This is a genomic window from Cupriavidus sp. GW822-FHT02D05 (assembly GCF_058802485.1).
The window spans coordinates 13,334-32,639 of record NZ_JBXAOE010000005.1; the positions used below are offsets into that span (position 1 = coordinate 13,334).

A 19,306-nucleotide genomic window follows, 5' to 3' on the forward strand; every position below is an offset into this window, starting at 1 on the left:
CGTCATCGCCTGCCGGCCGGTTGCAGCACCAGCGAGTCGAAGGCCTCATTGCCCGGCGCGCGGCGGCCCGGCGCCATGGTGATGTACTGCACCGCGGCCCACTTGTCGGTCCAGTCGCGGTAATGGGTCGACGTCACGTTGCCCGATTGCCCGGTCGAATCCATGAAGCGCGACTCGGCCAGGTCTGACAGGTCGTAGATGGCACGCAGGCTGGCCGCGTGCACGCTCTCGAACGGCGCCGCCTCGTCGCGCAGGTTATGGCGCCCTACGTTGACCGTATAGGTGTCGCCGCCACTGGGTACCTTGACGTTGAACAAACCCGCCAGGTAAGGCTGTTTGCCGAACGGCTTGTGCTCGGAGCGGGCCGCATGCGCCTGGCCCCAGCGCCAGCGCTCAGGCTTGTCGCCGTAGCGCCGGTCCAGGTCGGCAATGGCGAGGCGCCAGGCTTTGGCGACGGCATCGTCGCAGCTCTCCGTTGCCGGGGTCGTGCTGTCGTCGCACCAGAACGCGCCTTGCCCCCGCGGATTGCGCAATACGTTGAGCATGGGCTGCTGCACGTTACGCTGCTCCCACAGGCGGTTGAACAGCGTATCTCCGACCTTGTCCTCGAACAGCACGCGCGATAGCTCGCGCAGCCATGCGGTTGCGACCAGCGGCTCGGACAGCCTGGGCTGCATATCGCCATCCCATTTGCGCAGCGATGCGATCAGCGCGCGCTCGCGCTCCGGCAGCGCCGGGTCGCTGGCGATGGGAGATGCCAGCAGCAGCGGCAAGGCATCGCGCACGGCGAGCGAGAGCGTGTCCTTCTGGATCGCGCCAAAACTGTCCATGGTGTGCCGCTCGGTGGCGTCGATCAGCGTGCGGATGCGCTGGTAGCGATACGGCACGGTCCATTCGCTGGTCAGGAAATACGGGTAATCGTCCTCGACGATCTTCTGGTTGGCGGTGGCGATCACGCCCTCGGGCGGATTGAAGCTGCGCGGCAATTGCTCGAATGGGATGAAGCCGCTCCAGTCGTAGCGCGCGTCCCAGCCGGGGGCCGGCGCCAACCCCTTCAGGTCATTGTCGGCGCGGCGCAGCGGCACGCGGCCCGGCGCGATAAAGCCGATGTTGCCATCGACATCGGCGTAGACGATGTTCTGCTGCGGCGAATGGAAATCGCGCAGCGCCGCCAGGAAGCTGGCCCAGTCGGTGGCGCGGTTCAGCGCCAGCCCGGCCTGCACGGTCCGGTCATCGGCACGCAGCGCGGTCCACTGGAAAGCCACCACGTACTGCGCCCCGAGCGGGGCCGCGGCGGTCGCCACCGGCTCGGCCGCATCCGAAATCACCGGGCCGTGGCGCGTCTCGCGCACGTTCAGCGTCACGTCGGGCGCGCCCTTGACGTGGATGATCTCGGTGCGCGTGACGAACTCAGCCCAGCCGTCCGGCGTCTGGTAACGCTGCGTGCTGCCAGGCTGCAAGCGCTCGATATAGAGATCCTGCACATCCGGCGCGGTATTGGTGAAGCCCCAGGCGATGCGCTGGTTATGCCCGAGCACCACCGCCGGCATGCCGGGCAGCGTGGCGCCCGTGACATCCAGCCCGGGAGCCTGCATCTGGGCGAAGTACCACAGCGCCGGCGCCTGCAGCCCGAGGTGCGGATCATTGGCCAGCAGCGGCTTACCCGAACGCGTATGGGCGCCAGATACCACCCAGTTGTTCGAGCCCATGCCCTCCACATAGCCTGCCGGCGCCTGCTGCTCGACACGCGCCATGGCCGTGGCCAGCGGCGCCAGGTGCCGGTAGAGATTGCCGTAGTCCATGGTGCGCAGCGGCCGTTCGCCAGGATAAGGCGCCAGCAGCTCGTTGATGCGCGACACGGGCAGCACCTGCGCGAGCCGCATGCGCAACGTCTCCTGGGTCCAGTTGCCGCCCAGGTCCCACGCCATCATGGTCTGCCAGGCCAGTGTATCGGCCGGCTCCCAGCGCTCGGGCTGGGTACGCAAGATCAGGAACTCCGGCGGCAACGGCCCCTTGCGGCCATCGATACAGGCATTCACGCCATCGGCATAGGCCTGCAACATGGCCCGGGTCTCGGCGGAGGATTGGGCCAGGATGGCTTCGGCATTGCGCCGCACGCCCAGGGTACGCAGGAAACGGTCGGTATCCAGCGCGCTCGGCCCCAGGATTTCCGCCAGCCGGCCGGATACGATGCGCTTGCTCATCTGCAACTGCCACAGCCGATCCTGCGCATGGACGAAGCCGAGCGCAAAGTAGGCATCCTGTGCATTGGCCGCCTTGATATGCGGCACGGCATGGCGGTCCCGGACGATCGATACGCTCTCGCGCAAGCCGGGCAACTTCAGCGTGCCCGCGGTCTGCGGCTGCGATGCTTGCCGATACCAGACATAAGCGCCAAACGCGCAGACCAGCAGCAACACCGCCAGCGTCAATACCAGCCAGGTCAGCCGTTTCAACCAACGCATCGATCCCTCTCCCCGCGTGGCGTGTCGCGCCCGCGCTCTTATTTATGTTTTTGGTCCCATGCCTCTTGCCCCGTCCGCAGGTCCGCGCTCAGTCCCGCGTTCAGTCCCGCTTGCCGGCCAATGGCACTCCGGCATTATCGCCGAATCATGCCTGCAGCCAACGTGAATCGAGCCAGCGAACCCACCCATGAAAAATGCCCGGACCAGCCGGGCATTTTTCCTCGCCAACCGCCGGCCTCAGGCAGCCGGCTTCTTCATCTGCAGCGACTTGTACTCGAGGAATTCCTCGAGCCCGTACTTGCCGGCCTCGCGCCCGTTGCCGGACTGCTTGTAGCCGCCAAACGGCGCCTGCATGTTGAACGGGCCACCGTTGATGTCAACCTGGCCGGTGCGGATCCGGCGCGCCACGCGGATGGCGCGCGCCTCGTCGCCCGACCACACGCCGCCGCCCAGCCCGTAGATGCTGTCGTTGGCGATGCGCACGGCATCTTCCTCGGTGTCATAGCAGATGATCGACAGCACCGGGCCGAAGATCTCTTCCTGCGCCACCGTGGCCTTGGGATCGACATTGCCCAGCACCGTCGGCTTGACAAAGAAGCCCTTGTCCAGCCCTTCGGGCGCCTCGGGGCCGCCTGCAACCAGCTCAGCGCCCTCGTTGATGCCGCGCTGGATATAGCCGGTCACGCGGTCTTTCTGCGCGGCTGAGATCAGCGGGCCGAGGCGGCTGGTTTCCAGCAACGGGTCGCCCACGGTATAGCCCTCGACCACCTTCTTGGCAATGGCCTTGACCTCGTCGTAGCGCGCGCGCGGCACCAGCATGCGGGTATGCGCCGAGCAGGTCTGCCCGGAGTTGAGGAAACAGGCGCCAACGGTACCCTTGACCGCGGCAGCCAGGTCCGCGTCGTCCAGGATCACCGAAGCGGACTTGCCGCCCAGCTCCAGCGCCACGCGCTTGACACTCTGCGCGCCCAGCTCCGACACCCGCTTGCCAGCGCGCGTGGAACCCGTGAACGACACCATGTCGACTTCCGGGTGGCTGGCCAGTACCTCGCCCACCACCGGACCGTAGCCGGTGACCAGGTTGAACACGCCCGGTGGCAGCCCGGCGGCTTCAATCACCTCTGCCAGCACGAAGGCATTGAGCGGCGCCACCTCCGAAGGCTTGAGCACCACCGTGCAGCCCGCGGCCAGCGCCGGCGCCACTTTCAGCGTGATCTGGTTGAGCGGGTAGTTCCACGGCGTAATGGCCGCGACCACGCCCACCGGCTCCCGAACCACCAGGGAATTGCCGACTTCTTCCTCGAACGCGAAGGTCTCGAGCAGCTTGGCAGCCTGTGCCCAGTTGTAGACCGGGCCGCCCACCTGAATCGCGCGCGCCATCTTGATCGGCATGCCGACTTCGCCGGCGATCAGTTGCGCCAGTTCCTCGCTGCGCGCCTTCAGGCCCTCGGCAATCTTGCGGATATAGTCCGCGCGCACGCTGGGCGGCGTGGCCGACCAGCTGTCGAAGGCGGCTCGCGCTGCCTGGATAGCATCCTCGGCGTCGCGCGCGTGGCCTTCGGGGATGCGGCCCATGACGGCTTCGGTCGTGGAGTGGATGACGTTGATCAGGCCGGTACCGTGCGGGGCAACCCACTTACCGTTGATAAAGAGTTTGTCTCGTTGTTGCATGGCCACAGTTTTCAGTTGGGTGAATAGGCGGGTGCAAATTTTGTTACTTTTATGGTGCATCACATTGTAGTGCGCTTTGGCGACTCTTTTTTTTGCAGCGCGCCAGCAGCCCAAACAACGTGCCGATAATCGGCCGGCGAGCCGCATGACGCAAAGTGCGGCCTACCGCACGGCACGGCACCGGCCGGCCTATAACAATGGAGCGAGACAGAGACATGACCGACCCGGTTTTTCATAAGACCGAGCAAGGCCAGGACGAAATCCGCACGCGCGCGCGCAAGCTGGACCATAAGCTGCGCGCCTTGCTGCTGATCGTCAATGGCGAGCGCCGGCGCAGCGAACTGCTGGCACAGACCGGCGGCATGGGCGTCGGGCCGGAGAGCATTGACGCCCTGCTGGCTGCCGGTCTGATCCGCGCGGAGAATGCGCCGCAGCCTGCGGCAGCGGCTGCCAGCCCTGCAAACCCGCCCGCCAGCGGGGATCGCCATGGCGATGCCAAGGCCGACAGCCTGTTCTCCATGTACGGCATGCGTGGTGCCAATGTACCGTCATGGGACGACGCCTTGCCTGCGCCAGCCTCCCCGCAAACCGCGGGCGGCACTTACCAGCAGCTTTATCACTTCTATACGGATGTCATCGGCCATCACCTGGGCCTGCGCGGCTACCTGCTGCAAGTCAAGGTGGAAAAGGCCGGCAGCCCGGCGGAACTGGCGGCGCTGCGCGATCCGCTATACAGCGCCCTGCACAAGGCCAAAGGGGAGATCACCGCCGGCGCCATCATCGACCAGCTCGACAGGATGGTGCGCGACGACGGGCATGCATCGGCCTGAGTTGCCTTTAGTTGCCTTTAGTGGCCTTTAGTGGCCTTTAGTGGCCGCAATGGATCCCGGCCACAAAAACAAGAAGGGCCGCACATGGCGGCCCTTCTTGTTGGCTCGGCTGGCGCTAGCGGCTCAGCCGTCAATACCCTGCGACTCCAGGTACTCGTCATACGTACCCAGGTAATCGGTCAGCGTGCCATCGTTGCGCACTTCGATCACGCGCGTGGCCAGGCCGCTGACGAACACGCGGTCGTGCGAGACGAAGACCAGCGTGCCGGTGAACTTGTCCAGCGCGATCTGCAGCGATTCGATGGATTCCATGTCCATGTGGTTGGTCGGCTCGTCGAGCGCCAGCACATTGTGGCGGCCCAGCATCAGCTTGCCCCAGATCATGCGGCCCTTCTCGCCGCCGGACAGCACCTTGACCGACTTCTTGATGTCGTCGGCCGAGAACAGCAGGCGGCCCATCGTGCCGCGCAGCGACTGGTCGTCGTCGCCGGCCTGGGTCCACTGGCTCATCCAGTCGATCAGGTCGCGGTCGACCGGGAATTCCTCGAAGGTGTCCTGCGGCATATAGCCGACATTGGCGTTCTCGGCCCACTTGATGGTGCCGCGATCGACTTCCACGCCGCCCTTGACGGTGCTGCCCAGCAGGCTGCGCAGCAAGGTGGTCTTGCCGGCGCCGTTTTCGCCAATGATGGCCACGCGCTCGCCGGCCTGGATCGCGATCGACAGGTTGTTGATGACCTTGCGATCGTAGGTCTTGGTCACGCCCTCGGCTTCCACGGCCAGGTTGTGCAGCTTCTTGTCGAACTCGAAGCGGATGAACGGGTTCTGGCGCGACGACGGCTTGATGTCCTCGACCTTGATCTTGTCGATCTGCTTCAGGCGCGAGGTGGCCTGGCGGGCCTTGGACTTGTTGGCCGAGAAGCGGCGCACGAAGTCCTGCAGCTCGCCGATGCGCTCCTTGGCGCGCGTATTGGCCGCCAGCTGGCGCTCGCGCGCCTGCATGGAGGCTTCCATGTAGTCGTCGTAGTTGCCCGGGTAGACCTTGAGCGTGCCGTAGTCCATGTCGGCCATGTGCGTGCACACGGAGTTCAGGAAGTGGCGATCGTGGGAGATGATGATCATGGTGGAATTGCGCTCGTTGAGCACTTGTTCCAGCCAGCGGATCGTATTGATGTCGAGGTTATTGGTCGGCTCGTCGAGCAGCAGCACGTCCGGGTTCGAGAACAGGGCCTGCGCCAGCAGCACGCGCAGCTTCCAGCCCGGCGCCACGTTGCTCATGGTGCCCTGATGCTGGTCGGTGGGGATGCCCACGCCCAGCAGCAGCTCGCCGGCGCGCGCTTCGGCCGTGTAGCCGTCGTACTCGGCATACTTGGCCTCCAGCTCGGCGGCCTTCATGTAGTCTTCGTCGGTGGCTTCCGGGTTAGCGTAGATCGCGTCGCGCTCGGCGGCGGCGGCCCACATCTCGGTGTGGCCCATCATGACCACGTCCAGCACGCGCATGTCTTCATAGGCGAACTGGTCCTGGCGCAGCTTGCCCAGGCGCACGCCAGGCTCCAGCATGACGGTGCCGGCGGACTGCTCGAGGTCCCCGCCGAGGATCTTCATGAAGGTGGACTTGCCGCAACCGTTCGCGCCGATCAAGCCGTAGCGGTTGCCCTCGCCGAACTTGACCGAGATATTCTCGAACAACGGCTTGGGGCCGAACTGCATGGTGATGTTTGCGGTAGAAAGCACGTCTGGGACCTTGTATGAATGATGAGGCGCGGGACTTGCCGCGCTTGCCTCGGGCTGCCGCCCTGCTGATGGCTGTGCAAATGGCTAATCGCTTGATTTGCTTAGCTGCGTGGACGGCGCAAAGCCAGGCATGGCGACCTGGTGGCGCGTTGGCGCGGGGCCCGGGCAGGGAATTCGGGAAACAACCCGCGATTTTACCACTGGCGGGCAAAGGAACGAAGCGATAAGCCTCAGATGTGGGCGCAAGGCGCCGCTTTCAACACCGGGTAACCCGACAGCGACAGCGAAAATCCATCCGCGCGTGCGCTCAACTGCGCCTGCCCTCCCACTGGCAGGGTCAACTTGCGCGGGCAGTGGCCGAACGGCAGGCCGGTGAGGACCGGTACCGACAGGCGCTCCTGCATGTACGCCACCACGGCAGGCAGGTCATAGCCGTTGTCGTAATCCGTCACGCGGTAATTGGAAAAGTCGCCCAGCAGGATCGCGCGCTGGGCGCCAAGCACGCCAGCCTGGTCCAGCTGCAGCAGCATGCGCTCGACCCGGTAAGGCGGCTCGTTGACGTCTTCCAGGAACAGGATGCCGCCCTGCACCGCCGGCATGAACGGCGTACCCAGCAAGCTGCACAGCATCGCCATGTTGCCGCCCCACAGCGTGCCCGCCAACGCGCCCGAAAAAGGCTGCCCGCCAGCCTGCGGCGCATCCACGTCGATGGTGTACGCCGGATCTCGCAGCACGCCGCTGAAGTGCTGCCACATGAACGGGTCGACCACGTCCGCGCCAAAATCCGCCAGCAGCATCGGGCCGGCAAAGGTGACGCCACCGGTGGCCGCCAGGTACGCCAGCTGGAAGGCCGTGAAATCGCTGTGGCCGACGATGGGCGTCTGGCTCGCGCGCGCCTGCTCGGCGATGCGGGCAAAGTCCACCTGCTCCAGCAGCCGTGCGATACCGTAGCCGCCGCGCACAGCCAGCGTCAGCTCGTGCGGCGCGCCGGTGCCGATGGCATGCAGATCGGCCAGCCGTTCGGCATCGCTGCCGCCAAAACGCAGGTAGCGGCGCGCCAGCACATCCGGGTTGCCGACATGAAAGCCCTGCCCCTTGAGCCAGGCGCAGCCGCGCGCGGCGATGGCGACGTCGTGCGGATAGCCGGAAGACGCGATCAGGCGGACTTCGGTGGCTGGCGTAGGCGTGGGCTGGCTCATGCGTCGGGGTTCTGGCTTGGGTCGGTGTCGGTGGAGGCAGCAGGCGCGGCAGCGGCGCAATGCGCGCAGGCAGGCGCATCGCTTGTCCCCGCAACCTGCGCGGCTTCCTGTGCGGCTACTTGTACGGCTTCTTGCGCCGCTTTCTGCGCGGCCTTCTGGGCCCGGCGCCTGCCGCCGAAGAAATCCTTCAGCATGCGCGAGCACGCGTCGGCCATCACGCCACCGGCAATGGTGGTCTGGTGATTGAGCTGCGCCTGCTCGAACAGGTTCAGCACGCTGCCCGCGGCGCCGGTCTTGGGATCGGTGGCGCCAAACACCACGTGGCGAATCCGCGCATGCAGGATCGCGCCGCTGCACATCACGCAGGGTTCCAGCGTCACGTACAGCTCGCACTCCGGCATGCGGTAGTTGCCGATCACGCGGGCTGCGGCGCGCAGCGCCTGCATTTCAGCGTGCGCGGAAGGATCGACCGAGCGGATCGGCAGGTTGTGGCCGCGCGCGATGATGGTGTCGTTCCACACCACGACCGCGCCCACCGGGACTTCGCCGGCGGCTTCGGCCAGGCGCGCTTCGTCGAGCGCGGCCTGCATATAGCGGCGGTCGCGCGCAAGCGCCAGATCCATGGACAGATCCGGGCTTGCCAGGCTGGCCTCGGGCGGGAGGGTCGGCTCGGTCATCGCGGCTGCATCATGCGGCGAGTCAGTCCTGCGCCGGCAGGCTGAAGGCAGCGCTGACCTCGGCCCAGCAGTTCGGGGTCTCGAACAGCACCAGGCGGGTGAGCTGCAACTGGTGCCCGAAGCAATCCTTGAACACCGGGGCAAGCATGTCGAAGGCGATCTGGGCCAGGTTCTCCACGGTCGGGATGGCATCGAGCACCACCGTCTTGTGCCCGTCCATGGTCTGCAGGAAGTTCAGCAGCGCGGTATCGCCGCGATGGATCAGGAAGGCGTGGTCCCACTTGGACACCAGGTGTTCCGTGGCCAGCGCCTTGATATCGCTGAAGTCCAGGATCATGCCCTCATCCGAGGCGCCGGCGCGATGCAGCACCTCGCCCGACAGCGTCAGGTCCAGGCGATAGCGGTGGCCATGGATGTTGCGGCACTGGCCGCCATGGTTGGGAATGCGGTGGCCGGAGTCGAACTCCAGCCGGCGGGTAATGGAAACTTGCTTGTTCATGTGGGCCAATGGGTGCCGAGGTGTGCCGGTGCGTACCGGCGCGATTTGCGCGATTTGCCTACCGGATGCCGAGCAGCTTGTGGGTCTGCAGCGAAAGGCGCCAGAGCGGGCGGCGCTGGCAGAACTCCACCGCCAGCGCGGTATTTTGCCGTGCCAGCGGGCCATCCATGGCCTGCACCAGGAAATAGCGGAAATCAAGGTGCTCGTATGCGGCGAAATCCTGGCCATCCTGCGGGATCACCACCTTGAGTTCGTCGCCGCGCTTCACCACCAGTTCGGAACCCATCTTGGGGCTCACGCAAACCCAGTCGATGCCCTCGGGCACCGGCAATGTGCCATTGGTCTCGATGGCGATCTCGAAGCCGCGCGCATGCAGCGCGTCGATCAGCGGCGCATCCAGCTGCAGCAGCGGCTCGCCGCCCGTGCAGACCACTAGCGGACGCCCGGCGGCGCTGCTATCCACCGCCTGCGGCCACTGGGCCGCCACCTTGTCGGCGAGCGCCTCGGCAGTGCGGTACTTGCCGCCCTCGGTGCCATCGGTGCCGACGAAGTCGGTGTCGCAGAACTGGCAGACCGCGCTGGCACGGTCTTCCTCGCGCCCGCTCCAGAGATTGCATCCGGAGAAGCGGCAGAACACGGCTGCGCGGCCCGCGTTGGCGCCTTCGCCCTGCAGTGTGTAGAAGATTTCCTTGACGGCGTAAGTCATGCTGGCTGGTAAAGCTCTGATCGCTTTTATAGGTAGTGCTGTGGGCGGTGCAGTGAGGCAGTCGGTGCACGGCGCGCGGCGAATGCCGGGCGGGCAACTGGCGACGCGTGGCGACTCTTGGCCAGACTATTGGCCAGGAAACTGCGGCGAACTCGCTATTTTCGCACAGGAGCGCAATCCGCTCCAGCCGCCTCCTTGATTTCCCCTATTGCCAAGGCCACGCTCAGGCGCTGCCCATGGCCCGCGCCGGCCTACAGTTGCGCCCAAGCCGCCTCACGCAGCTTGCCACCGACAAAATCCAGGAAGCTGGCGATGCGCGCCGAAAGCTGGGTATTGAGGTAGTAGACCGCGTTGATCGACTGACGCTCGTCAATGGTGTGCGCCATCAGCACCTGCACCAGGTCGCCGCGACGCCGGTCCGCGTCGGTCATGAAGTCCGACAGGCAGACCAGGCCCTCGCCCGCCAGTGCCAGCTGGCGCAGGGTTTCGCCGCTCGACGCCGACAGATGCGGCGTGATCTGCACCTCTTCACCCACGGCACCGCGCAAGGGCCAGCGATTGAGCGACTCGGGCTGGTTAAAGCCGATCAGGCTGTGGCCGGCAAGGTCCGCCACGCTTTCCGGGCGGCCCCGCGCCTTGAGATAGGCTGGGCTGGCCAGCACGCGCACACGGCTGCTGGCCAGCGCACGCGCATGCAGGGTGGAGTCGCGCAGCGTGCCGATACGGATCGCCACGTCGGTACGATGTTCGAGCAGGTCGATGATCTGGTCGTTGGTATTGAGCTCCAGCTCGATTTCCGGATACGCCCGGCGGAATTCCCCGATCAGCGGCACGATCACGTGCAGCATGAACGGGGATGCCGCGTTGACCCGCAGCCGTCCCGCCGGCCGCTGGCGGCGCACGGCCATCTGCTCCTCCGCCAGTTCCACGGAAGCCAGGATCGCGCGCGCGTGGGCCAGCAGTGCCTCACCCTCCTCGCTCAGCGCCAGCCGGCGCGTGGTCCGGTGCAGCAGGGTGGTGCCCACCTTGTCTTCCAGGCGGCTCAGCGCACGGCTGATGCCGGAGACGGTTTGCCCCAGTTGCTCGGCCGCAGCCGTGATGGAGCCGCTGTCCACGACGGTGGCAAAGGCCTGCAGTTCTTCGAGTGTGATCTTCATTGTTGAATACTAATCAAATATCTTATCCAGATCACCCACTTAATCAGCAAGAAAGACTGCGGCAAACTGCGCCCATCCTAATTCCGGACGCTCCTGGAGCCCACCATGCCCATTGCCCTGTTCGCGCTGACCATCAGCGCGTTTGCCATCGGGACCACCGAATTCGTCATCGTCGGCCTGATCCCCACCATCGCCGCCGATCTGCACATCACCCTGCCATCGGCCGGCCTGCTGGTCAGCCTCTATGCGCTCGGCGTGGCCATCGGCGCCCCGGTGCTGACCGCCCTCACCGGCCGCCTGCCGCGCAAGGCGCTGCTGCTGTCGCTGATGGCCCTGTTCACGCTGGGCAACCTGCTGGCGTGGAAGGCGCCCGGCTACGAATCACTGATCCTGGCGCGTATCCTGACCGGCCTGGCCCACGGGGTGTTCTTCTCGATCGGCTCCACCATCGCCACCAGCCTGGTGCCGAAGGAAAAGGCCGCGAGCGCCATCGCCATCATGTTCACCGGCCTGACCGTGGCGCTCGTCACCGGCGTGCCGCTGGGCACCTTCATCGGCCAGCATTTCGGCTGGCGCGAGACCTTCCTCGCGGTGTCGGCGCTCGGCCTGGTCGCCTTCGTCGGCAGCCTGATGTTCGTTCCGGCCAACATCCGCCATGGCGCCCCTGCCTCGCTGCTGCAACAGGCCAAGGTGCTGGCCGAACCGCGCCTGCTGCTGGTCTACGCCAAGACCGCGATCGGCTATGGCGGCTCGTTCATCCCCTTCACCTTCCTCGCCCCCATCCTGCAGGACGTATCGGGCTTCAGCGCCGGCGCGGTCGGGCTGGTGATGCTGGTGTACGGCGTATCGGTCGCCGCGGGCAACATCTGGGGCGGCCGCCTGGCCGACCGCCACGGCCCCATCGCCGCGCTCAAGATCGTGTTCCTGCTGCTGTCCATCGTGCTGTTTTCGCTGACCTTCACCGCGCCGCACCGCTGGCTGGTGGTGGTGACCGTGCTGGCCTGGGGCGCCGTCGCCTTCGGCAATGTGCCGGCGCTGCAGGTCTATGTGGTCAAGCAGGCGGAGCGCTATGCGCCGGGTGCCGTCGATGTGGCATCGGGCCTCAATATCGCCGCGTTCAATCTGGGCATTGCCGGCGCGGCCTGGGCAGGCGGGCTGATCGTGACCCATATGGGCCTGATGCATACGCCGTGGATTGGCGCGCTGGTGGTACTGGCGGCGCTTGGCCTGACCGTGTTGAGCGGGCGGCTGGACCAGCTGGACCGGCTGGCGCAACACCCCAAGAGCGAGCGCAAGCTGGCCGCCACCAGGGCCTGACCCCGGCGCATCACGCCTGTTCCAGCACGGACACGCCGCCAGCCCGATATTGATGACCAACGTATGCACGGTATTGACCAACGGACCGGGATGGGCGGCCCGCATGGCGCGGGCTCCGCGCCGAGGCTGGCGCCTTGCGCGACGGCGGCACCATGGCTGGCATCCTAGATGGTCTGATTTGTACTGCTTGGTAAAAAAAGGCCATAGGCGCAGCAGGGGCGGCCGGCAAAGGCCGCCCTCTCGATCAGGACAGGCCGAGGTAGTCGCGCTTGCCCACCGGCACGCCTTTGTGGCGCAGGATGTCGTAAGCCGTGGTCACGTGAAAATAGAAGTTCGGCAGCACAAAGCCCAGCAAGTAGGACTTGCCGTCGAACGTGACGGGCTCGGGGCGCAGCTTGAGCTCGATGGTGCGCGTTTCGCTGCCCTCTAGCTGGGCGGGCTGGATGGTGTTCAGGAAGGCCACCGTCCTGGCGATGCGCTCCTGCAGTTCCGGGAAGGTGGTTTCGGTGTCGGCAAAGGACGGCATCTCGATGCCAGCCAGCCGCGCCGCGCAACCCTTTGCGCTGTCGCTGGCGCGCTGCACCTGTGCCGGCAGCGGGTCCATGTCCGCCACCAGGCGGGTCTGGATCAGGTCGGCCGGGTCCATGCCCTGCGCCTGCGCGAATGCGGCGCCCTTGTCCAGGATGGCCGACAAGCTGCCGAAAGCCCGGATAAAGGCCGGGATCGATACTTCATACATCGAGAGCGACATGGGGGTGTCCTTGGGTAGTGATTGCCAGACGCGGCATCCCGCCAGCGCGCAAATTGCGCCGCGGCGGGTTGCGCGACACGGCGAGGATAAACCTTCCAGCGGTTTCTCGCCGGCCGGCCGCTGGGGGCCGCGGGCGTGCACAAACCGGCGAGCGGGAATGAAGGCCGGGAAGCCTCAGGCCGGTCCCCGCCACTCGCGGACAAAGCCCTCGGGCGCCGGCCGGCTGGCCGGGCGCACCGCGTCCTTGGGCGTGCCGACATACAGGAAGCCAACCAGCGTTTCCTCCTCACCAAGGCCGAGCGCCTAACGGACACTTTCGTCATAGCTGTTCAGGCCAGTTGCCCAGAAGCCGCCGTAACCCAGGATATGCAGGGCGTTGAGCATATTCATGGTGGCCGCGGCCGTTGCCAGCAACTGCTCGATCTCCGGCACCTTGTGCCCGCGCTCCACGTGTACGCCAAGCGCAATCAGCATCGGTACGGCCATGGCCTTGGCCCGGAAGCGCTCGCCATCGCTCTGCGGGTCGCGGGCCCGCGCCGCCCGCACGAACACCTCGCCGAGCGCGGCGCGCGCCTCGTCGCGGATCACAATAAAGCGCCAGGGCTGGAGCTGGCCATGATCCGGCGCCCGCAAGGCCGCCTCGAACACCAGGTCCAGTTCCTTCGGCGACGGCGCGGGCGCGCCCAGCGGCCACGGCGACTGCCGCGTCAGCAGGAAGTCAAAGGCCACCTTCTGCGGGTCGGAAAGCGCCAGATCGGCCAGATCGATATCGGCAGACATTACATCCTCTCCATAGGGTTCGATGGCACGCTCGGCGCGCCAGTCATTCCTGGTGGCTCGCTTGCGCCGACGGCGCTTGCGCGCTGCGCACGAGCTGCATGGCCTGCGGCTGCTCGACCAGCACGCACTGCTTGCCCGTACGCGTGCAATGGTCCCGCACGCGCCAATAGGCGTTGTGGCTGACGCAGCCTGCCTGGCAGATCACCAGGTCGGCTGCGATCAGGCTGGCTTCCAGTGCCTCCCCGTCATCAGGATCGGCGGCGTCGCCGCCATCGTGGTGCAGAAACTGGCCACCGGCCATCTCCACCACGCGCTGCGCGACGCTGGCACCCGATTTGTCCTGCCCCACGCAGAGCACGGACTTCGCGCGCAGACTAGCCCTCTCGCCGACCGGTTCGGTGTGCGTTGCCGACGCCCCCCCACGGCCAAGGCACGCGCTCGTCCATTCACGCAGGCGCATCCACAGCGCAATGCCGCCGCCAAGCCATGTCATGCGTCCAAGGCGGATCGGCACGACACCATCCTCGCGCGCATAGGCCAGCGCCGTGTCGCGCACGATCACCGCGGCGCGAAGGCGCATGGCCTCAGCCTGCAAGCGCACGATCTCGGCGGCCTGCGTGACCAGCAGTTCACTGCAGCGCGCCTGCGCGTAGCCATATTGCAGCATCAGCACACCATGCTCCTGCGCCAGGCATTCGAAGTCCTGGGCTTTGGTCATGCGCTATGCACGCTGGCGGCGTGCGTTGCGGGTGTGCGGGCGAGGTGGAGTACGGGCATGGGAGGCCTCAAGTGAAAGTCGGGCATGGCGGTCGCGGGCGCGGAGCCAAGATCCGGATGTTGTTGACTCCTTGAGTATAAATGAGAATCATTACTATGATTTGTGCTTTGCGGGCGCACGTCAAGCCGCTTTCGCTCGCGCCGGCCCTGTCGGGTTCAATCCCAACAAGGGCCAGCGCCCAGTTGGCCTCTTGATTTAAGATATCCCCTCCCCCTCCGGATGAGGCGCATATCGCCTCGACGACATGAACGTCCCCTTTCCGATTCGCAAGGAGTGTCCGCCAGGCGCCTGCACGTGCGGTCGCGAAGCGCTGCTGGACGACCCGCAATCCGACATGCGGATTCTGAGGCTGACCCGGGAAGAGGAAAAGCGATTGATCGCCCGCCTGGAAAGCCTGTCGAGTCTTGCCGAGCTCAAGGACATGGAAAAGCGCATGCATGCGCAACTGGGCATCGTGCTGACGATCACGCCCAGCATCCACGAAGTGCGCACGGTGCGCGGCATCAACATCCAGGTGGAAGAGCAAACCGGGTTATGCCGCAAGACCAAGCAGGCGATTCCCGCGGCGATACGCCGTTGCCTGGAGACAAAGCCGGATATAGCATACGCGATCCTGAACGCGCGCGACTTGCTGGGCGGCGCCTGAGGGGCCTATGCCCGCCCCTCATTCCGCCACGATCTTCCTGTCGCTGGCGATGTGCTTCCACTGCGCAAGATCCTGCCTCATGCGCGCGCCGAATTCGGACGGACTCATTGCCTTGGGCGCCGAGCCGTCCGGCTCAAGCACGACACGCACATCCTGCGACGCAGCGATCTCATTGATCTCGCGGTTCAGCCGCTGGACCAGCGGCGCGGGCGTGCCGGCAGGTGCGAGGACACCGACCCAGATCTCGATCCCGTAGCCTGGCACCGATGCCGCCAGTGACGGCAATTCGGGAAACGCCGGGTTCGGCCGCTGCGAGGTCACCGCCAGCGCCCGTACCTTGCCGGACTTCAACTGCGTCACCAGCGAGCTGTAGTTGGACATCATGACGTCGATCTGCCCCGCGGCCAGATCGATCATCGCGTTGGAGGCCCCTTTGTACGGGACATGCATCATCTGGACTTTCGAGATGTCGCACAGCAACTCCGTCGCCAGCTGCGCCAGCGAACCGATCCCCGCCGAGCCGTAGGTCAGCGCGCCCGGCTTCGCGCGCGCTGCCGCGATCAGCTCGGCCGGCGACCTGATCTGGGTCGAGGACGAGACCGCCAGCAACAGCGGCCCCTCGGCGACCATGGACACCGGCGCGAACGCGGCGAGCGGATCGTAGGGCGAGCGCGGCTGGGTGGCGGCAGCGGTCAGGAAGGTGGACGACGTCAGAAGCAGCACGGACCCGTCCCGTGGCGCCTTGGCAACCGAATCGGCACCGACGACGCCTGCCGCACCCGGCTTGTTTTCCACGATGACCGTGGTCCCCAGGCGCTTTGCCAGCCCCGGCGCGATCGCACGCGCGATCACGTCGTTGCTCGCGCCCGCCGAAAACGGCACGACAATTCTGATCAAAGGCGGCACCTTGGCATCGGTCTGGGCCGCCACCATGGTTACCGCGGACATCGCGGCAAGCAACAGCGCAATGTGGGCTAACGTCTTTCGCATTCGGCGCTCCTGTCTCAATGGGTAGCAATGGGTAGCAATGGGGAGAGCAGCATGGATGTCAGGATCCGGGAGCCGGATGTCCACCCGGGGTCCCGTGGAATCCGGCGACGTCCTGCCTAGACGGGGATATCAAGGTCCAGCAGCGGCGCGTACTGCTGGGCGCCAAAGATGTCGCCATCGCCGGCGCTGCCGCTGGGCCGGGTGCGATAGATCGTGAACTTGATGGCGTACGCGGGATCGTATTCGACGAAATCGGAGATCCGTTCGACCGGGATCCCATATAGCGCGGCCATGCTTTCCCGGCTCAGCACGCGCGAGCGCTTGACGCGTTCGTACTCGTGCGCCTCGCGAAAGATGATGTCGAAGGTGATCTTGTTGACCCCCGCGTTCTTGCTGCGGATGGTCTTGGCGAGTTGATGCAGTTTTTGCGTTGCCATCGTAGTCGTCGTAGTCATCGTAGTCGTCGTTGTCGTCGTTGTCATATGCGGCACCAGGCTCAGACGCCAACTTCAACGAGGTGGGTGGGGAACAGCGCCATGGGGTCTTGCACCTCCACCGTGTGGTTCAGCGTCCAACGATAGGCCGCGCTGGCATGCAGGACTTCATCCAGCGGGAACGACACCGAACCGGCCGTGCCTTTGACGTCAGGCAGCCGCGCATAGAACATCTGGCGCAAGCCGATCATCGTCACCTCCTCGGCCATCTCGCGGGTCGGGGCGACCCCCTGCACCAGCACGCAGAGCTCATGCCCCGGCCGGTCGCGCAGCGGCTCCAGCTCGCCCATCACGCCATCGCGGCCGTACACGCTGTAGTGCAGTTGATAGCCGCTGTCGCCAAAACGCGCGCGCACCTGCTCGCGCGCCCACGCAATCACCCGGTCCACGTTGGCGATGGTGTAGGGGTCGCGGATGCCACACAGGCCGACGAAGCGCTCACCCACCTTCCCCGCGCCTTCCAGCTTGACCCGGACCGTTTCCGCCTCGATAAAGCGCGAGCCCGTGATGCGCGTGGTGCGATCGTCCACCTGCGCGTAGCGGCAATGCGTCATGTCCAGCCTGCCCCCGGCGACGAACTCCTCGTACGGATTGGAGCGCTCGTACATCGCATGGCCGGATACCGAGGCGACGGTGCAGCGCTGCTCGGGATGCATCGCCGTGACCTGGACGTCCTCGTGGGAAATGACGCCCATCACGGTCTCCTTGCCGCCATAGGGCTCGGCACAGAACGATGCGCACTCGAGCACCTTGCCCAGGTAATAGGCATGATCGGCGGAAAAGCCGTGGTGTAGCGCCGGCGCGGCAAAGACCGCGGCATCCGAGCTGCGCCCGCCGATAATCACGTCGGCGCCCTGGCGCAGCAGCGCCACATAGGGATGGACACCGGCCATGGCAACGATACGGTCGGTTGCATCGAGTTCGCTTTCGGTCAGGTCTGCAAAGCCATCGAGCCCGCTCACCGTCTTTCCGCGCCGCATTGACTCGCGAAGAAAAGCCTTGTCCACCTCGGAATAGAAGTAGCCGACCCGGAACTTCTTCAGGCCATGCTTGGCGGCCAGTTCGCCGATGATCCGCACGTACAGGTCCACGCGGCTGTTCGACCCCGTATCGCCGGCCGAGCCGATGATCATCGGCACGCCGAGACGGCGCGACGCCAACAGCATTTGCTCCAGATCGTGGCGTTGCCAAGCTTCGGGACTCGTCGAGGTGTCCGAGCCCAGCGGCACCGGGCCCACGTCGTCGCTTCCCGAATCGGCCGCGATATAGTCAGGGCCCGCCTCCACCCCCAACCCAAAGCTCTCGGTGCGCAACGGCGCAAAGCCGAGATGGCCATTAGGGCAAATGATCTTCAGGGACTGCATGCAGTGTTCTCCAGATGGTGTCTTCCCCAAGCCGGGCTTGACGATTCATCTAGAGCAGATTGCGTGCCACAGGGCGACTCATGAAAAAATCTTTATATTTCATAGATTTAGCGCCACACCTTCCGCCTTTCGCGTGATTTTCACGCAAAAACCATGCCGTAATTGCGTGAAGTTCACGCATCCCCTCGTCGCTTCCGGCAGTCGGGGCCAGCAGTCCCAGCTTCATCATCTGGTGCCGCAAAGCGTGCCGGCTCAACCCCAGTCTCTCGGCCGCCGCACCGAGGTTCTGGCCGCACGACACCAGCGTCTGCTCAATCAGCGCACGCTGGAAGCGAGCCGTGGCCTCGTGATAGTCCTGCCCCTGCTCGGATGCAGCATGGCCGTTCATTGCAGCCGGCTGCGCCACGGCATCGTCCGCTGCGCCCGCGGGCCGCGCCACGTCCCGCAGGATGCGCGCCGGCAAGTGATGCGGCCGGATGCAATCGCCCTCCTCCAGCAGGCAGATGCGCTCCAGCAGGTTTTCGAGTTCACGCACATTTCCCGGCCACCGGTACGCGCGGAAAATGCGCGCCACCTCCGGATCCAGCCGCTGGAAGTGGCTGCCGTACTGCGCGTTGTACTTCGCCAGCGCGTTGCTTGCGAGCAGGAAGATGTCATCGCCACGCTCGCGCAGTGGCGGGATATTGATGGCGATCACCTGCAGCCGGTAATACAGATCCTCGCGAAACTTGCCGGCCTTGACCTCGCTCAACAGGATCTTGTTGGTCGCTGCGATAAAGCGGGCGTCCACGCTGATAGGACGCACCGCGCCGACCCGCCGGAATCGCCGCGTATCCAGCAGCGTCAGGATCTTGGACTGCATCACAGGATCCAGCTCGCGGACTTCGTCCAGGAAGACCGTGCCGCCATTCGCCGCCTCGATCAGCCCCTCCTTCCTGCTGACCGCGCCGGTAAACGAACCGCGCTCATGGCCAAACAACTCGGATTCGAGCAACTGGGCAGGAATCGCGGCGCAATTGATGTCGATGAACTCGCGCCCGGCCCGACTGGACTGTGCGTGGAGCATGCGCGCCACCAGGCTCTTCCCCGTCCCGGTCTCGCCATAGATCAGCACGGTGCTAGCCTGGCTGCGCCCGACGCGGGCGACCAGTTCACGCAGGGCGACGATGGAGGGATGCTCCCCAACGAGCTGCGGGCGAGAAGGTTCGTTCATCATGGGATACGAGAGCCGGCACCGGGACGGAGGAC

17 protein-coding genes and 1 pseudogene are annotated in these 19,306 nt (G+C 65.6%); 3 read left to right on the plus strand and 15 right to left on the minus strand.

Annotated features, from left to right (window positions below; all coding sequences use genetic code 11):
* Nucleotides 1-2: 2 nt before the first annotated feature.
* Nucleotides 3-2,465 carry a penicillin acylase family protein gene (locus tag AC1RQK_RS08235; protein WP_492808444.1) on the minus strand — a complete coding sequence of 821 codons (2,463 nt, stop codon included), beginning with the start codon at nt 2,463-2,465 and terminating at the stop codon, nt 3-5.
* Nucleotides 2,466-2,702: 237 nt separating this feature from the next.
* Entirely contained in the window at nt 2,703-4,136 is a 1,434-nt protein-coding gene (locus AC1RQK_RS08240) for an aldehyde dehydrogenase family protein (RefSeq protein WP_183031158.1), read from the minus strand.
* A gap of 215 nt (nt 4,137-4,351) precedes the next feature.
* On the opposite strand from AC1RQK_RS08240, the gene AC1RQK_RS08245 reads away from it, so the two are divergent.
* Nucleotides 4,352-4,966 carry a hypothetical protein gene (locus tag AC1RQK_RS08245; RefSeq protein ID WP_492808446.1) on the plus strand — a complete coding sequence of 205 codons (615 nt, stop codon included), beginning with the start codon at nt 4,352-4,354 and terminating at the stop codon, nt 4,964-4,966.
* A 123-nt stretch (nt 4,967-5,089) separates the two neighbouring features.
* On the opposite strand, the gene AC1RQK_RS08250 is transcribed toward AC1RQK_RS08245, so the two are convergent.
* The 6 genes from AC1RQK_RS08250 to AC1RQK_RS08275 form a co-directional block, all read right to left on the minus strand.
* Nucleotides 5,090-6,700, minus strand: coding sequence for an ABC-F family ATPase (locus AC1RQK_RS08250; protein ID WP_492375525.1), 1,611 nt, complete (start codon nt 6,698-6,700; stop codon nt 5,090-5,092).
* Nucleotides 6,701-6,930: 230 nt separating this feature from the next.
* Entirely contained in the window at nt 6,931-7,899 is a 969-nt protein-coding gene (gene ldcA, locus AC1RQK_RS08255) for a muramoyltetrapeptide carboxypeptidase (protein ID WP_492808449.1), read from the minus strand.
* Nucleotides 7,896-8,576, minus strand: coding sequence for a tRNA adenosine(34) deaminase TadA (tadA, locus tag AC1RQK_RS08260; RefSeq protein ID WP_492808451.1), 681 nt, complete (start codon nt 8,574-8,576; stop codon nt 7,896-7,898). The genes ldcA and tadA overlap by 4 nt, the downstream gene beginning before the upstream one ends.
* A 22-nt stretch (nt 8,577-8,598) precedes the next feature.
* Nucleotides 8,599-9,075, minus strand: a complete 477-nt coding sequence (gene queD / locus AC1RQK_RS08265; protein WP_006159634.1) for a 6-carboxytetrahydropterin synthase QueD — start codon at nt 9,073-9,075, stop codon at nt 8,599-8,601.
* A 58-nt stretch (nt 9,076-9,133) separates the two neighbouring features.
* Nucleotides 9,134-9,781, minus strand: coding sequence for a 7-carboxy-7-deazaguanine synthase (gene queE / locus AC1RQK_RS08270; RefSeq protein ID WP_492375522.1), 648 nt, complete (start codon nt 9,779-9,781; stop codon nt 9,134-9,136).
* A 251-nt stretch (nt 9,782-10,032) separates the two neighbouring features.
* A complete protein-coding gene (locus AC1RQK_RS08275) occupies nt 10,033-10,938 on the minus strand; it encodes a LysR substrate-binding domain-containing protein (RefSeq protein WP_150983378.1) in 906 nt (301 codons plus the stop codon).
* Nucleotides 10,939-11,043: 105 nt separating this feature from the next.
* On the opposite strand from AC1RQK_RS08275, the gene AC1RQK_RS08280 reads away from it, so the two are divergent.
* A complete protein-coding gene (locus AC1RQK_RS08280; RefSeq protein WP_492375521.1) occupies nt 11,044-12,255 on the plus strand; it encodes an MFS transporter in 1,212 nt (403 codons plus the stop codon).
* 244 nt (nt 12,256-12,499) lie between these two features.
* On the opposite strand, the gene AC1RQK_RS08285 is transcribed toward AC1RQK_RS08280, so the two are convergent.
* The 3 genes and pseudogenes from AC1RQK_RS08285 to AC1RQK_RS08295 all read right to left on the minus strand — a co-directional run bounded on the left by AC1RQK_RS08285 (nt 12,500) and on the right by AC1RQK_RS08295 (nt 14,504).
* A complete protein-coding gene (locus AC1RQK_RS08285) occupies nt 12,500-13,006 on the minus strand; it encodes a DUF1993 domain-containing protein (RefSeq protein WP_492375520.1) in 507 nt (168 codons plus the stop codon).
* Between the two features lie 174 nt (nt 13,007-13,180).
* Nucleotides 13,181-13,786: pseudogene (locus AC1RQK_RS08290) on the minus strand (nitroreductase family protein).
* 43 nt (nt 13,787-13,829) lie between these two features.
* Nucleotides 13,830-14,504 carry a DUF2325 domain-containing protein gene (locus tag AC1RQK_RS08295; protein WP_492808455.1) on the minus strand — a complete coding sequence of 225 codons (675 nt, stop codon included), beginning with the start codon at nt 14,502-14,504 and terminating at the stop codon, nt 13,830-13,832.
* Nucleotides 14,505-14,808: 304 nt separating this feature from the next.
* Between AC1RQK_RS08295 and AC1RQK_RS08300 the strand changes: the two genes are divergently transcribed.
* Nucleotides 14,809-15,210 (plus strand): hypothetical protein, encoded by a 402-nt coding sequence (locus AC1RQK_RS08300; RefSeq protein WP_492375517.1) that lies wholly within the window; start codon nt 14,809-14,811, stop codon nt 15,208-15,210.
* Between the two features lie 18 nt (nt 15,211-15,228).
* On the opposite strand, the gene AC1RQK_RS08305 is transcribed toward AC1RQK_RS08300, so the two are convergent.
* The 4 genes from AC1RQK_RS08305 to AC1RQK_RS08320 form a co-directional block, all read right to left on the minus strand.
* Nucleotides 15,229-16,200, minus strand: coding sequence for a tripartite tricarboxylate transporter substrate binding protein (locus AC1RQK_RS08305; RefSeq protein WP_492808457.1), 972 nt, complete (start codon nt 16,198-16,200; stop codon nt 15,229-15,231).
* A 116-nt stretch (nt 16,201-16,316) separates the two neighbouring features.
* Complete coding sequence (locus tag AC1RQK_RS08310; protein WP_492375515.1) at nt 16,317-16,637, minus strand: DUF4387 domain-containing protein; 321 nt, start codon at nt 16,635-16,637, stop codon at nt 16,317-16,319.
* A gap of 59 nt (nt 16,638-16,696) precedes the next feature.
* A complete protein-coding gene (locus AC1RQK_RS08315) occupies nt 16,697-18,058 on the minus strand; it encodes an acyclic terpene utilization AtuA family protein (RefSeq protein ID WP_492808459.1) in 1,362 nt (453 codons plus the stop codon).
* Between the two features lie 49 nt (nt 18,059-18,107).
* Entirely contained in the window at nt 18,108-19,274 is a 1,167-nt protein-coding gene (locus AC1RQK_RS08320) for a sigma-54 interaction domain-containing protein (protein WP_492808461.1), read from the minus strand.
* Nucleotides 19,275-19,306: the final 32 nt, after the last annotated feature.

What these genes read in the sequence shown, in the direction of transcription:
- AC1RQK_RS08315 (WP_492808459.1), bottom strand. Translation starts at nt 18,058, where the DNA reads ATGCAGTCCCTGAAGATCATTTGCCCTAATGGCCATCTCGGCTTTGCG.
- AC1RQK_RS08235 (WP_492808444.1), bottom strand. Translation starts at nt 2,465, where the DNA reads ATGCGTTGGTTGAAACGGCTGACCTGGCTGGTATTGACGCTGGCGGTG.
- tadA (WP_492808451.1), bottom strand. Translation starts at nt 8,576, where the DNA reads ATGACCGAGCCGACCCTCCCGCCCGAGGCCAGCCTGGCAAGCCCGGAT.
- AC1RQK_RS08300 (WP_492375517.1), top strand. Translation starts at nt 14,809, where the DNA reads ATGAACGTCCCCTTTCCGATTCGCAAGGAGTGTCCGCCAGGCGCCTGC.
- AC1RQK_RS08305 (WP_492808457.1), bottom strand. Translation starts at nt 16,200, where the DNA reads ATGCGAAAGACGTTAGCCCACATTGCGCTGTTGCTTGCCGCGATGTCC.
- queD (WP_006159634.1), bottom strand. Translation starts at nt 9,075, where the DNA reads ATGAACAAGCAAGTTTCCATTACCCGCCGGCTGGAGTTCGACTCCGGC.
- AC1RQK_RS08310 (WP_492375515.1), bottom strand. Translation starts at nt 16,637, where the DNA reads ATGGCAACGCAAAAACTGCATCAACTCGCCAAGACCATCCGCAGCAAG.
- AC1RQK_RS08285 (WP_492375520.1), bottom strand. Translation starts at nt 13,006, where the DNA reads ATGTCGCTCTCGATGTATGAAGTATCGATCCCGGCCTTTATCCGGGCT.
- AC1RQK_RS08320 (WP_492808461.1), bottom strand. Translation starts at nt 19,274, where the DNA reads ATGATGAACGAACCTTCTCGCCCGCAGCTCGTTGGGGAGCATCCCTCC.
- AC1RQK_RS08275 (WP_150983378.1), bottom strand. Translation starts at nt 10,938, where the DNA reads ATGAAGATCACACTCGAAGAACTGCAGGCCTTTGCCACCGTCGTGGAC.
- ldcA (WP_492808449.1), bottom strand. Translation starts at nt 7,899, where the DNA reads ATGAGCCAGCCCACGCCTACGCCAGCCACCGAAGTCCGCCTGATCGCG.
- AC1RQK_RS08245 (WP_492808446.1), top strand. Translation starts at nt 4,352, where the DNA reads ATGACCGACCCGGTTTTTCATAAGACCGAGCAAGGCCAGGACGAAATC.
- queE (WP_492375522.1), bottom strand. Translation starts at nt 9,781, where the DNA reads ATGACTTACGCCGTCAAGGAAATCTTCTACACACTGCAGGGCGAAGGC.
- AC1RQK_RS08280 (WP_492375521.1), top strand. Translation starts at nt 11,044, where the DNA reads ATGCCCATTGCCCTGTTCGCGCTGACCATCAGCGCGTTTGCCATCGGG.
- AC1RQK_RS08240 (WP_183031158.1), bottom strand. Translation starts at nt 4,136, where the DNA reads ATGCAACAACGAGACAAACTCTTTATCAACGGTAAGTGGGTTGCCCCG.
- AC1RQK_RS08295 (WP_492808455.1), bottom strand. Translation starts at nt 14,504, where the DNA reads ATGACCAAAGCCCAGGACTTCGAATGCCTGGCGCAGGAGCATGGTGTG.